We start from the raw sequence: 13,073 nt of genomic DNA on the forward strand, positions 1-13,073 counted from the left end.
ATGGTAAAGGAAACTTCTTTTTGCCCTTTGGATACCGTCAAGGTTGCTGGAGACAACAGATATTGCGCCATAGCTGATGGTTGATCTTTAGTTGCGTGTAGCGCACTAAAATTAATCGAATACGTTCCATCCGCCAAATCTGCTGGCGCGGGTACAGAAGCGAGCTGTATATCTACATTATAAGTATTCACGTAGTTTAGCTCAGGCCAGTTGATGCTTACCCATGCGTTCAGCTTGGCAGGCAGTTCTTTGACTTCAAATTCAATCACTCGTGTATTCGCAGTTTGATCTTCACTTACAATAGAGGTATCAGTTAAAACTCCATTTTGCTCTACCTTGAAGCCATCAATCTGCTTACTGTTTTTCAATGTGAATTGGACATACTTTTTACCACCACGTTCGATTAGAGAGCCTGGTTTTACCGTATATCCATCCATCACCGACACTTCATCCGTGTTATCCTTCAAAATGGCGAAGCTCAAATCTCCTGGTTTAGTCGGAGTCCCTGGCTCTGGAGCAGGTGGAGTAACCACGTCTTCTTTCACTTTTATAGTCGAAGGATCAAACTCAATAACGTTACCATTGACCGGATCAATGTAGTCGTCCGGTTGACCCTTTTGATAATCAATTTCAACTTTTTTATCCCATTGATATACATCAAAGGTTACCGTCTGAGTAAAGCTGCTTTCTGAAACCTGAACCTTGTCTGCAATGTGAACAGGAATTGAATTTCCATCCACTTTGACATTAAAATAACCGAAGGCATATGAGCTATTCAAGCTTTTTAAAGAAACGTGATAAGTTGCTTCTCCGACTGTTGTTCCCTGTTCAACTGTAAAGGTAGCCGGATTTTCAAATTCTCCGCTCTCACTTGAGGGCTGGTTGTCTCTTTTCAATGCGTAATTAATCGTATAAATATTTGTATCTGGAGCAACGCTTGCTGTTTGGGATTCAGCAACAAACGCTTGTGGCTCTGGATTTGCAGGTACAGTCCATTCTACCGGGACCTCTTCCACTGGCTCTGTCGAATATACATCTTCGGTAACAGCTGTATCGTAAGATGCAGCTTCTGTAGCCTGACTCGTTTCGTCAAATGCATATGCCGCTGGAGCAGATGGAAGCACAAGTGAGAACAACATCACCAATGCTGCAAACAGCATTACATATTTTTTAAATTGCCTTTTCAAGTGCATTAATCCCCCTACTAAAAATATACTGATTTGAAGCTTTGAGACTCCAAATCAGTATAAATAATATGTTTAAGTGTATGAATCAGAACTTGTCTTATTTCTTGACAGTACTTTCTTTGAATCCAAATTGAACGACATAATCGTGATCATAAGGAACTCCGCCTGTGTATTCTGCAGGCACACTTACATGCAACTTAACATTCAATTTTTGCGACAAATCACTTACTGGAAACTCCACCACTCTTGTGTCTCCAGATGTGCTGATTACAGTTGCGTTGACATATTGTCCGTTTTGTTGTGTCTTAAATTCAGTGACCCAAGCGCTTTTAGTAATTGTTACTCTTGCCTTGTATTGACCATTAGTAACGATCAACGTAGCTGGTTTGGCGACATAACCGTTCGAGTCCATGTAAGAAGTTTCATTGGTGCCATCTTTGTACACGGTATAATCAATAGTGTACTTGCCATTAGCCAAAGCCGCATTCGCTTGATTAGCGGAAAATGGAGCTAGTACCACAAAAACAAGCGCAGCCATCAATACAGTAAGCATTACTTTTTTCAAAGACAATTTCTCCATACGATTCATAATCATGTTCATATCCAAATCTCCTTTTCTTTATTTTAGTTTTTGAAAAACCTGGACTTCATTTTTCCTTAAATGCCTGCAAATTGCAGTTGTACATCGTACTTGCCTGTATAGCCGACCATATTCATATCTACACACATTCCTCCATGGTTTATGAGTGAATTTATGTTGATTTTATGAACGATAAAGTTTGCTTGAATTACTTTTTGGAAGATTTGATTGATTTCGCAGACTGAACGGCGGCCACTTTTTTGATGCTTTTGGAATCAAACGCAAAGCGGATTGTGTAATCATGATCGTAATTATACGCGGGAACAGTAACATGAATTTTAGAAATCAGCGGGCTGTTCACACTTGCAATTGGAAATTGTACAGTTCGGGTATCGGTTTTGGCATCCTTTTGGATGACCTTGGTATCCATGATTTTGCCTTTGTAATCTACTTTAAACCCGGTTGTCCATTCGCTATGATTCAGCTTGATTTGCATGGTCATTTGACCTTTTTTCACATACAATTTAGCTGGCTTTTCAAAATAATCATTAGCCATGGATACCGAATCATTTTCTGCCTTGAGAATATTGTATTTGAGCGTGTATGTACCATCCGCCAATGTTGGAGAAGCCGCAGCGGCTCCTACAGATGACGGAGTTGGCCAAAAGCCCAGCACACTCACCAGCAGAAACACAGCAATAATTGCAGAAAACCCCTTCTTCATTTTGACAGCAGTCCCTCCCCACGAGAATATAACTAATTGATTATCATTCTCAATTGATATTTGAAAAAAATAGCTCTTCTTGAGCTTTTCTCCCCACCTCTCTATTCCATAAATTCGCAAAACCAAGTGAACCCATCATCAATATATCTCACACTTTTCGGAAATGTCAATATGTATTTTCGTGTATATAATCCCTTGATATATGCTATTTTTTAAGAAAAATTTGGGGCATCTTCCCCTATAACATGAACAACTCTCACCTCATTTTCAATTCGAAATTTATTTAAAATTTTGATTTTTTCGATTGACAATCCCCATTGATATTCATTATCATTTTCTTACGCTTAAATGAAAATGATTATCATTATTGTTCAACTCGAAATGCAGGAGGAATGACATGAAATCTTATGTGTTGTGGTCATCCGCAGCGCTTTTATTGGCAGTCACCGGATGCAGTAATGGCGCTCCGACCGCAGGTCATCAACCAACCAGTGCATCTGTATCTGCCACTTCAAGCTGGGCAAGCAATGCGGCGATTCAGGTTACTGACTTTTCTAAGCGAACGTTGTCGTTCCAGGGTGTACCTCAACATATCGTGGCGTTAAGCAACGGCGATCTGGATATTATATACGCATTGGGCGGGACGGCTGTCGGCAGACCCAACTCGAATGGACCCTCCGTCGTCCCAGCCGCTGAGAACGTTCAGCAGGTAGGCTCCACTCATGAGGTCGATCTGGAGAAAATTACGATGCTCAAACCGGATGTTGTATTGGGCAATTACCCTATGAATGAAAAGGACATTCCAGCCATTGAAGGAGTCGGTTCACAGCTGCTGCTGACTGGAGCCAATTCCGTTCAGGATATTCGATCGCAAATTACGCTATTCGGACAATTACTGCAAAAGCAGGCTCAGGCCGAAAAGCTGAATCAGCACATTGACCAACAGATAGCCAAGCTGCAAAAGGCAACAGCCTCCAGCGCCAAACCGAAGGTGCTGCTGGTCTACGGAGCCCCGGCCACGTATATGGCGGCATTGCCGAATTCACTGGGCGGAAACATTCTGGAGCTTGCAGGCGGCTCCAACATTGCCGCTGATTTTCCGGGCCTGCAAAATTTTCCGCAATATGCACAGCTAAACACAGAGCGCATCATACAGGCCGACCCTGATTACATCTTCATTATGACCCATGGCAATACGGACGAAGTCAAAGCGGCATTTTTAAAGGAAATGCAGGAAAATGCAGCCTGGAACGGAATTCGGGCGGTCAAAAACAATCAGGTCGAGGTTCTGCCTTCAGATCTGTTCGGAACGAATCCGGGCTCACGGGTGACAAAGGCGCTGGATTTGATGCATGACAAGCTGTATCCGGCGAAATAGGCGATGAACAAAGCACAGCGTTCCAGAAGACGCACAATCGCCTGGATCACCCTTCCGATTTTACTGCTGGCCGTGTCTGTGTACGGTCTGGCCTACGGTTCGGTGTCGATCCCGCTCCAAGAAATCAATCAGGTTTTGTTATATAACCATGACTCTACATATCGCACGATCCTGATGGATCTACGGCTGCCCAGAGTACTCGTGGGTTTGCTTGTAGGAGCCTGTCTCGCAGCATCCGGGGCCCTTCTTCAGGGAGTCATGAAAAATCCACTGGCCGACCCTGGTGTTATTGGTGTATCGGCCGGGGGTGGACTCGCTGCCGTCATCACGATGGTCATGCTTCCACAGCTTAGCTACCTTCTTCCGGTAACGGCTTTTTTAGGTGCCTTTCTGAGTGCACTCGTCATTTACCTGCTGGCATGGGACCGCGGGGCTTCCCCGGTCAAAATTGTGCTGGCCGGTGTGGCGATCAACGCACTGCTCGGCGCCCTCACCAACGGCGTAATGGTCATGTATAGCGATCGCGTCCAGGCCGTTCTCCCTTGGCTATCCGGCGGATTAAACGGGCGAAGCTGGCATCACCTGGAGTTCATGGCACCTTACGCCATCATTGGTTTAATCGCTTCTCTATTTGCGATCAAGCCCGCCAATTTGCTGCTGCTGGGCGACGATTCAGCACAGCTTCTCGGCCAACGGGTAGAGCTTCAACGTCTGCTGCTTATCCTGCTCTCCGCCCTGCTCGCCGGTACGGCGGTCAGTGTGGCCGGGCTAATTGGTTTCGTAGGACTGGTTGTTCCCCATGTCATACGGCTGCTGATTGGGGAGGATTATCGTTTCCTCCTCCCTCTTTCCATGCTGGGCGGCGGGACACTGGTTATCCTGGCGGATACAGTGGCACGCTCCTGGTTTGATCCGATTGAGCTGCCTGTAGGTATTTTGCTGGCCGTCATCGGGGCGCCGTTCTTCTTAATCCTGCTCAAGAAACGGGGGAATTTCAGATGACAGCCATTCAGGGTGAGCATCTCTCCTTACAACGCGGATATTTCCAGCTGGACGATGTCAACATCAACTTGCCCGCCGGGCAGCTCACCGCGATTGTCGGACCCAACGGCTCAGGCAAATCTACGCTTCTCCGCATTATAACCCGGCTGCTCAAGCAGGATCAGGGGCAGGTTTCCGTACTGGGCAAAAAAGTAGAGGACTACAAACGGCGCGATTTTGCCCAGACCCTTACGATGCTGCCGCAAATGAAGGATATGCTGCCATTATTAACGGTTCGTGAGCTGGTCGCTTACGGAAGATCTCCTCATGCCAAAGGGTTGAGAATACGCCATACGGGACAGGACCAGCTTATCGTAGATCAGGTCATGGAAATCACGGGCATCAAGCCCTATGCGGATCGGATGTTCCATACTCTATCAGGAGGTGAACAACAAAAAGCGCGAATTGCAATGGCTTTGGCCCAACAGACAGGTATTCTTTTGCTTGATGAACCGACCACTTTTCTGGATATCGCCCACCAATTTGAGGTTATGGATATGCTGCGGCGTATCAATCACGAGTCCGGCTTGACGATTGTTATGGTACTGCATGATTTGCAGCAAGCTGCGGCCTATTGTCATCATATGATTGCGCTTAAAAGAGGACGAATTGCCGTTGCCGGCGAACCCCGTCAGATTTTGACGTCTGCTTTTCTTCGCGACATTTATGAAATGAACGCTACGATCAAATTCGAGGCTGGCTATCCGGTCATTATACCGACCATACCACATCATTTAGGAGGAATTTAAATATGGTTATCGTTACCAATACGTCTAAAATCACACCGGGCAATGCCCATCTGCTCATCGAACGCTTCAACAAAGAAGGAAAGGTAGAGAAAATGGAAGGCTTCCTCGGTCTGGAAGTGCTGTTGACTGAAAATACAGAGGATTATGAGGAAGTAACGATCAGCACACGCTGGAAGGATAAAGAGAACTTCCAAGGCTGGACTAAAAGCGAAGCGTTCCGCGAATCCCATAGCCACCGCCAAATTCCGGACTATATTATTGAAAATAAAATCACGTTTTATGAAGTTAAAATTGTTCGTCATCCTATCGCCAACAACGATTCCTCTTTGGCTAGTGATAACCAAGCCGTTTAATTCTGAAACACAGCCTCACAACAAAAAAAGCGGCTCCGCAGACAGCATCCTTTGTCCGCAGAGTCGCTTTTTTCAATGAGTATTTTGTCTAACTCCTCAGATGGTTGTCGAGCACCGACGCCTAATTTTCAGCGTCTCTCCGTGCCCCAACACATGGATACGTTCCTTCGCAATACCCAAACGCTCACGCTCGGCTTCGAGACGATCCAGCGCCTCTCTCGGCGTATCATCCGCCAGCTTAAAGGCTCCATAATGCATCGGGATCATCTGATCTGCGCCGCAATCCACAAAGCCCTGCAAAGCCTCCTCCGGTGTCACGTGCTGCGAGGTCATGAACCATTCCGGTTCATACGCGCCAATCGGCATAAAGGTCAGGTCAATGGCAAAACGCTCGCCAATCTCCTTAAAACCACGAAAATACCCGGTGTCTCCCACAAAATACAACGTTGGTACATCCGCCGAATCTGAGTCTGCATGAGAATCCGGATCGGCCACGGACGTGGCAGAGCCGATCACCTGCTGCTCACTTTGCAGTACGTACCCACCCCAATGTGAGGTGTTGGTATCAAACGGCGTACGCCGTGTCCAGTGCTGTGCCGGAACAAATGTAATCCGCACCCCGCCTACCGTAAAATGCTCCCACCATTGCAGCTCATGGCAATTGCGAAAGCCTTTGCGGATCATTTTCGACTTTAGTCCCGAAGGTACGAGCATAAGCGTGTCTGCACGATATAATTTGCGCAGTGACTGTATATGTAAGTGATCATAATGCGAATGGGACAGCAGAATGATGTCCAGCGGCGGCACATCCTGAATGCGAATGCCGGGTGGAGCCAGCCTTTTGTCCAAGGCCATACGCTCGGCCCATACCGGATCGGTCATGATATTTAGCCCAAGGTATTGGATGAAAAAGGTGGAATGGCCTACCCAGGTTGCTGTCGTCATATCCCGATTACTGTGCAAAAACTCCAGCTCCGGGGGATGGTTCGGAACAACAAACGTATAATCCTTTGTTTTGCTGCGTCGTTCCTGCCGCCATTGTCTGAATTGCTTGATGGTTTTATCCGTATTGACATGATCCATATTGTTAAAACGAACTTTGGGCATGATGTAGTTTCCTCCCTGACGAACCCGTTCTCCCAAGTGATCCAAAGGGTTGCATTCATCTATATATTTTATACGTGAGTATGAAAACCAAATGATACCACATGCTGATCTATGTAAAGTATAATTCAATCCCCAATCCAATGGAAATCTGTAAAAGAAATACCACTGCATACATCAAGGCACATCAGAAGACATCAAGGGACCCTCCTCATGATCAGGAAGGCCCGTTTCCAATGCCGCTGTTAGTCCTGCGGATTTTTAAAGCGTGCCGAATATATAAACAAAAACACAATCGCCACGACAATAATGATAGGCGACTCGTACATAATCGTAAAATGCTCGAAAGCAGCCACTCTAACTCACCCTTTCTTCCCCGCTTGTCCTCGCACATATTTTGCATCGAACAGGAACAGTCTCAAGATCAGAATCAGCGAAGGGATCAGCACCAGCAGACCCGCACTAAACGCCGTAATCAATGCATACGCCATCGCAGAGTTCGTAAAGCTGGCATGCACATTAATGTAGGGATACAAAACATACGGAAGATGCGAGCGACCATAGCCATACCAGGCAAATGCAAATTGCAGCATCACCAGGATGAATGAGGTTCCCAAATGGTGCCGTTGCCATACCAGATAAACAGCTCCCACAAAACATACGAAGGAGGTAACAAACATCCAGGCCATACTCAGCATATTGGCAAAATGGTCCGGATTTTGCTTGTTAATCTGAAAAAATGCGAACAGACTCGCCATAATTGTAGGAGCACTCCAGAACAGTGCGTATCCCCGTACAATTTCGAAAGCGACCTTGTCTCCCGCCCTTTTGGCATAAAAGGACAAAAACATCGCCGATATATACAGCACACTCACCAGCGCCAGAATAATAACTGCCCAGGTATAGGGGTTGCTTAATAGCTGGCCCCATTGCAGATGAACACCTGTGCTGTTTTCCACAATAATGCCGCCTTCCGAAATGGCGAGAACCGTGGACAATGCCGCCGGAATCAGCAGCCCTGTCGCACCGTACAACGCCATGTAGACGATATTATTGGTACCGGAATGCCCATACGTATTGTACGCATAATACACTCCCCGAATCGCCAGAAGCACAATCGCAATACTGCCGGGAACGAGTAACGCCGTCCCATAGTAATAAGCCGCATCCGGGAAAAACCCGTTCAATCCCACCACGAAAAAGATGAGAAATACATTCGTTACCTCCCACACCGGGGATAGATAGCGTTGAATGATATTGTGGATTTTGTTCTGGTGACCTGTCAACACACTGTAAAAGCTGAAAAAGCCTGCACCAAAATCAATAGAAGCCACAATTAAATAACCGAACAGGAAGGTCCACAAAATGGCGATACCGACAATTTCATAGCTCACTTGCTTTCAGCCCCTTCCATGCCCAATTGTTTCATCTCTTCTACCGCATCCTTATTACGGAATAGCTTGCTGAGTACCTTAATGGCCGAGAAGCACAACACCAGATACAAAATAACAAACATCACCAGCATCCATCCGACACTGGTAGAGGTGGTTGCTGCCTCGGATACCTTCATGTATCCGCGTAAAATCCACGGCTGCCTGCCGACCTCCGCGAACATCCACCCCAGTTCAATGGCGATCATAGCCAGCGGTCCGACCAAAATAAGCGCCAGCAGCAGCCATCTGGGGTATGGTTTGCGACCTGGTAAACGCTTGCGGATCAGATATAGCAACGGAATGACCAAAATCAGCACTCCGGTGGTGATTTTAAGGTCAAACATATAGTGGATAGACAGCGGCGGACGCTCATCTACGGGATAATCATTTAATCCCTTGACCTCCGTACTGGGCAAATTCCCGGCCAACACACTCAGCGCATAAGGCACTTTCAGGGCATACTTGATATCACCGTTTTCATCCATATAGCCGCCATATACAAAGGGAGCGTGCGTCATCGTATCAAAATGCCATTCAGCAGCAGCCAGCTTCTCCGGCTGATATTTGGCTAAAAATTTACCAGATGCGTCTCCGATCATTACTGTACTAATGGCAAACACAATGGTGCAGGTAGCCGTCAGCTTCAGCGCTTTTTTGAAATACGGGTGATTACGCCCCCGCAGCATGCTGTAAGCAGCCAGTCCCATCAGCACCCCGGCGCTTAATGTATATGACGAAGCCAGCACATGTGAAACCTTGGTCGGCGTAGCCGGATTTAGCATGGCCTGAATGGGATGAATATCTGTCATGACTCCATTTTTGAGTGTAAAGCCTTGAGGCTGGTTCATGAACGAGTTCACAGTCGTAATAAAAACCGCTGATGCAGATGAGGCAATCGCTACCGGGATCAGCAGCATCAGGTGAAAATATTTGCTTTTAAACCGATCCCAGGTGTACAGGTAGATACCCAAAAATATAGCTTCGATAAAGAAAGCAAACGTCTCCAAAAATAAAGGCAACGCAATCGCTTGTCCAGCCACCCGCATAAAAGTAGGCCAGAGCAGGCTGAGCTGCAGACCAATCGCGGTGCCTGTAACGACACCCACGGCAACAGTGATGACAAACCCCCGCGCCCACCGTCGGGCCAACAAAGTATAATGCGGATCACCGGTTCGCAGCCCGCGCCATTCTGCAAGTGCAATCATTAAGGGTACGCCAACACCGATGGATGCAAATACAATATGAACAAACAGGGTAATTCCGGTCAGCATCCGGCTTAGCAATACAGGGTCCAGTGAAGACAAATGGGTTTCACTCCTTCATTTCACATTTTAAAAATAGGGAAACTATCGTAAATCGCTCTTGATTACCAGCTAGCGAGTCAAGCGAACTATGCTTTTAATTACGGCGTACAGCATAATAGCCGCAATCACAATACATACAATAATGAGCGTTCTTTCCTGCTTGCGGAACATCCGAACGCCTCCTCCACTTATCTTTTGGCGTATTTTGGTAACCTATTCTCAGTTTGGTTCACTCCGCCGATTTTTAACCCTGCTTTGGTGCTGAATACAGCCGTTTTTCTGTTTAGATATTGTCTTATGCCTTCAAATTCGCTATATTAAAAATAGTTAGATAACCTAATTATATGAAAAGAGTGAACTTATGCCGCCAAAACAACATCAGCGGGACGCCGTTCAGCACCCCCTTCCCCGCCTTGGGCCAGAGCCTTATCTGGAGTTAATGGATCAAACAGCTCTTGCCGAAACGGACCGGCAACTTGCCCGCATCGGTCTGTTTTTGCTATGGACGGGTGATAACGTGCTTGATGCGATTGATCTGGATTTGTCTGCTTACGGCCTGACAGAGAGCAAACTGGATTTGCTATTGCTGCTAACCCTGCATCAATCACAAGGCCAGATGAGCCCCTCGATGATTGCCGATCGTCTCGGAATTCGACGCGCATCCGTGACATCAATCCTGGACTGGACAGAGCAAAGAGGATGGATTATCAGGGAACATACTCCCACAGATCGACGCAAGATTCATGTACGTATTACAGACGAAGGCTCCCTTCTTGTACAGCAGGTACTCCCTGTATTTTGGTCCTCCTGTGCTTCTCTGGCGAGCATTTTGGAGCCTGAGGAGCAGGTCGTTTTTTCGCGAATTATAGAGAAGCTCCACCATCATATGGAGCGCAGATTGGGGGTGGGTAGATAATTTTTTTGAGCATATAATTAGGTTATCTAATATTACAAATTGATTATATTAACAAGTTGCTTATTTTATCATGAAGGAGTGTTCCATAAATGAGTAAATTACGAACAAATCATACCGCTATACAGAAGGAAACCGCAGTTCTGCCTTATGGATGGATGATAGTCATCCTATGCTGGTCAGCGGTTGTAGTCATGTCCAGCCTGTATGTAACGGTGCCTCTGGTTCCCCTCTTTGCCGATGTATTTGGAAAAACGCTTGCCGAAGCAGCCTTGCCGGGCAGTATCTTTTCCTTGGGCTTTGCGATGGGCTGCCTTATTTATGGGGGACTATCTGACCGCTTTGGACGAAAGCAGGTCATCGTCTCCGGACTGCTCGCATTAACGATTATTTCGTTATGCCTCGGCTTAACCAGTCAGTATCCGGCATTAGTGGCACTACGCCTGCTACAGGGCTTGGCGGCGGCCACCTTTTCCCCCGTAGCTCTCGCTTACGCTGTAGATATGTTTCCGACCGAAAAGCGGGTAACGGCTATCGGCTTTATCAGCACCGGTTTTCTGGTAGCAGGTATTGCCGGACAGGTATTTAGTATTGTCATCAGTGAACAAATGGGATGGAATATGGTCTTTTGGATGCTGGGCGTACTGTACGCCATAACCTTCCTAATCGTCCTTTTTTTCCTGCCTAAAGCTCCCTCGCCTCAACGAAGCGTCCGCATTTTAGCAGCCTTCAGTCAGTTGGGTACTGTTGTGCGTTCGTATCCTTTGTGGCTAAGCTACACGGTCGCTTTTGTGCTCCTGATGTCCTTTGTGAGCATGTATACTGTTTTGGGCAGCTATTTGGGCGGTCCCGAATTTGGCCTGAACAGCACGCAGATGCTTTATGTAAGATCCGCTGGCATCATCGGCATGCTTCTATCACCTTTTGCCGGAAAGCTAGCCCAAAAATTGGGTGTGCATCTTATATTACGAGCAGCCCTAGCTCTCTCCATTCTCAGCTTGGCGCTGATGGGAATGACGCATTCTCTTATTGCTATCGTCGTGTTGAGTGTATGTTTTGTAAGCGGCATTGCCTTGAGCGTTCCTTCACTCATTGCAATTGTCGGCCAGTTGGGAGGTTCAGCAAGAGCGATAGCGGTCTCACTTTACACCTTCATTCTGTTCGCAGGTACGAGCCTGGCACCTATGCTTTCTATTCGTTTGATGGGTAACAGCGGAAATCAGGCGGCTACATTTATGCTGCTGGCAGCTGTTCTGTCTGTGGGCTTTATCGCCTCCCTGCTCATTCGCAGCCACCAGAACGACCCGCTGAAGCGAAGTGTATAAAGCTATATATAACGAACTATAAAATTCACATAAAAACGGAGTAGGCGGAATGGTGCTGTACAAGCGTAGCGGTGGCGATGGGAAGCACCATCCGACTGCGCAGTGGCGCTATAGTAACTTTCATCAGACATGTTTATATGATTTATGTGAGATATGTCATTGCATTTCCCTCAAGATTACAAACTATCTCTTTGGAGACATCCATAGAATGAGGTACAATACAGATAAGCTATATATGGAGAACTTTTGAACAGGAGGCTGTACCGAGCTATGAAAATCACATCTATCGAGCCGACTCCCAGTCCGAACACCATGATGCTGCATCTGGATGAACGACTGGAAGCAGGTATCCGCAGAACATATACACGGGACAATGAGCGTTCCGCCCCCCCATTCATCCGGCGCATGCTGGCCATTGAAGGGGTCAAAAGCGTGTTTCATACGACGGATTTTGTCGCCCTTGACCGCAAAGGCAATGCAGACTGGTCTACCATTCTGGGTCAAGTCCGGGATCAGCTGGGCGAGGAAGGCGCTGACGCCAATTGGGATTTGCCTGAGGAGACCTCGGGAGAAGCGTTTGGCGAAGCACAGGTCTTTGTGCAGTTTTTCCGCAGCCTTCCGATGCAAATTCGGGTTAAGGCGGGACAGAAGGAGGAACGGATTTCCTTGTCCGACCGCTTTGTGCAAGCCGTTACGCGCGTAGCGAGTGCTACGCTGATCAAGGAGCGCAAGCTCAGTGATTACGGTGTTCGTTACGGTGAGCTGCCGGATATTGCGCGCGAGGTCGAGCAGGAGCTGGAAGCCGCCTTTCCGCAGGAACGGCTGGAGCAGATTATCCAGCAGGCGATTGCCCACGGCGCGAACAACAGCGAATTCGTGGAGGAGCGCCGCGAATGGAGCGATGCCGAGCTGGAGCAGGCCCTGCAGCACGAGGATTGGCGCACACGCTACGCTGCGCTGGATCGGCTGGAGCCGACACCCG

General features: G+C 47.3%; 14 protein-coding genes. 7 read left to right on the top strand and 7 right to left on the bottom strand.

Going from position 1 to position 13,073, the window contains the following annotated elements; translation table 11 throughout:
* The 3 genes from WG8_RS28870 to isdC all read right to left on the bottom strand — a co-directional run.
* A partial coding sequence (locus tag WG8_RS28870; RefSeq protein ID WP_007432134.1) for an NEAT domain-containing protein occupies positions 1-1,187 on the bottom strand: 1,187 nt, incomplete at its 3' end.
* A 97-nt stretch (positions 1,188-1,284) separates the two neighbouring features.
* Positions 1,285-1,788, bottom strand: coding sequence for an NEAT domain-containing protein (locus WG8_RS20430; RefSeq protein ID WP_007432135.1), 504 nt, complete (start codon positions 1,786-1,788; stop codon positions 1,285-1,287).
* A 187-nt stretch (positions 1,789-1,975) separates the two neighbouring features.
* Positions 1,976-2,491, bottom strand: coding sequence for a heme uptake protein IsdC (isdC, locus tag WG8_RS20435; RefSeq protein ID WP_007432137.1), 516 nt, complete (start codon positions 2,489-2,491; stop codon positions 1,976-1,978).
* A gap of 397 nt (positions 2,492-2,888) precedes the next feature.
* Here isdC and WG8_RS20440 point away from each other — a divergent pair, with 397 nt between their 5' ends.
* Genes WG8_RS20440 through isdG form a run of 4 tightly spaced genes read left to right on the top strand, consistent with a single transcriptional unit; the run spans position 2,889 to position 6,012 of the window.
* Positions 2,889-3,869: an ABC transporter substrate-binding protein gene (locus tag WG8_RS20440; protein WP_007432138.1), complete on the top strand. Its 981-nt coding sequence runs from the start codon at positions 2,889-2,891 to the stop codon at positions 3,867-3,869.
* 3 nt (positions 3,870-3,872) lie between these two features.
* Positions 3,873-4,871, top strand: coding sequence for a FecCD family ABC transporter permease (locus WG8_RS20445; protein WP_007432139.1), 999 nt, complete (start codon positions 3,873-3,875; stop codon positions 4,869-4,871).
* A complete protein-coding gene (locus WG8_RS20450; protein WP_007432140.1) occupies positions 4,868-5,659 on the top strand; it encodes an ABC transporter ATP-binding protein in 792 nt (263 codons plus the stop codon). Before WG8_RS20445 ends, WG8_RS20450 begins: the two co-directional genes overlap by 4 nt.
* A gap of 2 nt (positions 5,660-5,661) precedes the next feature.
* Positions 5,662-6,012: a heme oxygenase gene (isdG, locus tag WG8_RS20455; RefSeq protein ID WP_007432141.1), complete on the top strand. Its 351-nt coding sequence runs from the start codon at positions 5,662-5,664 to the stop codon at positions 6,010-6,012.
* Positions 6,013-6,108: 96 nt separating this feature from the next.
* Here the strand turns inward: isdG and WG8_RS20460 are convergent, their stop codons facing one another.
* From WG8_RS20460 to WG8_RS20470, 4 genes are all read right to left on the bottom strand, one after another.
* Positions 6,109-7,119, bottom strand: a complete 1,011-nt coding sequence (locus WG8_RS20460; RefSeq protein ID WP_007432142.1) for an MBL fold metallo-hydrolase — start codon at positions 7,117-7,119, stop codon at positions 6,109-6,111.
* Positions 7,120-7,361: 242 nt separating this feature from the next.
* Positions 7,362-7,472: a cytochrome bd oxidase small subunit CydS gene (gene cydS, locus WG8_RS29585; protein WP_007432143.1), complete on the bottom strand. Its 111-nt coding sequence runs from the start codon at positions 7,470-7,472 to the stop codon at positions 7,362-7,364.
* Positions 7,473-7,478: 6 nt separating this feature from the next.
* Positions 7,479-8,510, bottom strand: a complete 1,032-nt coding sequence (locus WG8_RS20465) for a cytochrome d ubiquinol oxidase subunit II (RefSeq protein ID WP_007432144.1) — start codon at positions 8,508-8,510, stop codon at positions 7,479-7,481.
* Positions 8,507-9,853, bottom strand: a complete 1,347-nt coding sequence (locus WG8_RS20470; protein WP_007432145.1) for a cytochrome ubiquinol oxidase subunit I — start codon at positions 9,851-9,853, stop codon at positions 8,507-8,509. Before WG8_RS20470 ends, WG8_RS20465 begins: the two co-directional genes overlap by 4 nt.
* A 361-nt stretch (positions 9,854-10,214) precedes the next feature.
* Here WG8_RS20470 and WG8_RS20475 point away from each other — a divergent pair, with 361 nt between their 5' ends.
* The 3 genes from WG8_RS20475 to WG8_RS20485 form a co-directional block, all read left to right on the top strand.
* Positions 10,215-10,769, top strand: coding sequence for a MarR family winged helix-turn-helix transcriptional regulator (locus WG8_RS20475; RefSeq protein ID WP_007432147.1), 555 nt, complete (start codon positions 10,215-10,217; stop codon positions 10,767-10,769).
* Between the two features lie 89 nt (positions 10,770-10,858).
* Positions 10,859-12,091, top strand: coding sequence for an MFS transporter (locus tag WG8_RS20480; protein ID WP_007432148.1), 1,233 nt, complete (start codon positions 10,859-10,861; stop codon positions 12,089-12,091).
* A gap of 270 nt (positions 12,092-12,361) precedes the next feature.
* The coding region (locus tag WG8_RS20485; RefSeq protein WP_007432149.1) for a virulence factor at positions 12,362-13,073 on the top strand (712 nt) is incomplete at its 3' end.

This window comes from Paenibacillus sp. Aloe-11, assembly GCF_000245715.1.
GTDB classification, from domain to species: domain Bacteria; phylum Bacillota; class Bacilli; order Paenibacillales; family Paenibacillaceae; genus Paenibacillus; species Paenibacillus kribbensis.